Genomic DNA, 1,251 nt, shown 5'->3' on the forward strand with positions numbered 1-1,251 from the left:
CCCAGCAATAGTGGACACGCGACTAAGTGAGTAAACTCTCAACTCAGAGGTGAGTCACATGACAAAGCCAGCATCAATCACCAAAAAGCCACGTAAGCAGCACACGCCTGAATTTCGTCACGAAGCACTGAAACTGGCGGAACGCATTGGTGTGGCCGCAGCCGCCCGCGAACTTAGCCTGTATGAATCACAGCTCTACAACTGGCGAAGCAAACAACAAAATCAGCTATCTTCTTCTGAACGCGAACAGGAGATGTCTGCTGAGATCGCCCGTCTTAAGCGTCAACTGGCAGAACGGGACGAGGAACTGGCCATTCTCCAAAAGGCCGCGACATACTTCGCGAAGCGCCTGAAATGAAGTATGTCTTTATAGAAAAACATCAGGCTGAGTTCAGTATCAAAACCATGTGCCGTGTATTTCAGGTTGCCCGTAGCGGCTGGTACATCTGGTATCAGCGTCGTCATCAGATAAACCGGCGTCAGCAGTTTCGCCTTGTCTGTGATAACGCCGTCCGGGAGGCATTCAGTGACGCAAAACAGCGCTATGGTGCGCCACGCCTGACGGATGAACTTCGTGCTCAGGGACTGGTGTATAACATAAAAACCGTGGCGGCCAGCCTGCGTCGACAGGGACTGCGGGCGAAAGCCTCGCGCCGGTTCAGCCCGGTCAGTTACCGTGAGCATGGTCTGCCAGTCTCAGAGAATCTTCTGAAGCAGGACTTTTACGCCAGTGGCCCGAATGAGAAGTGGGTGGGAGACATCACGTACCTTCGTACCGGTGAAGGCTGGCTTTATCTGGCCGTGGTTATCGACCTGTGGTCGCGGTCAGTCATTGGCTGGTCGATGTCCTCGCGGATGACAGCGCAGCTTGCCTGCGATGCGTTACAGATGGCGTTGTGGCGGCGTAAACGTCCGGAAAATGTCATCGTGCATACAGACAGAGGCGGTCAGTACTGTTCAACGGATTACCAGAGCTTACTGAAACGACATAATCTGCAGGGCAGTATGAGTGCCAGAGGCTGTTGTTACGACAATGCCTGTGCGGAAAGCTTCTTTCACACGTTGAAGGTGGAATGTATCCACGGAGAGGACTTTTCCAGCCGGGAAATCATGCGGACAGCAGTGTTTAATTATATCGAGTGCGATTACAATCGGTGGCGTCGTCACAGTGCCTGTGGCGGTCTCAGTCCGGAACAATTTGAAAACCAGACCCTCGCTTAGGGCCGTGTCCATATTACGCGGGTAGGATCA

General features: G+C 53.2%; 1 protein-coding gene. It reads left to right on the forward strand.

Annotated elements, in window-relative coordinates; genetic code table 11:
* Positions 1 to 58: 58 nt before the first annotated feature.
* A protein-coding gene (locus JK216_RS16935; RefSeq protein ID WP_212712167.1) for an IS3 family transposase occupies positions 59 to 1,221 on the forward strand; the annotation gives its coding sequence in 2 pieces (ribosomal slippage) (positions 59 to 317 and positions 317 to 1,221; 1,164 coding nt in all).
* Positions 1,222 to 1,251: the final 30 nt, after the last annotated feature.

This window comes from Tatumella sp. JGM94 (assembly GCF_018257595.1).
In the GTDB taxonomy this organism is placed as follows: domain Bacteria; phylum Pseudomonadota; class Gammaproteobacteria; order Enterobacterales; family Enterobacteriaceae; genus Tatumella; species Tatumella punctata.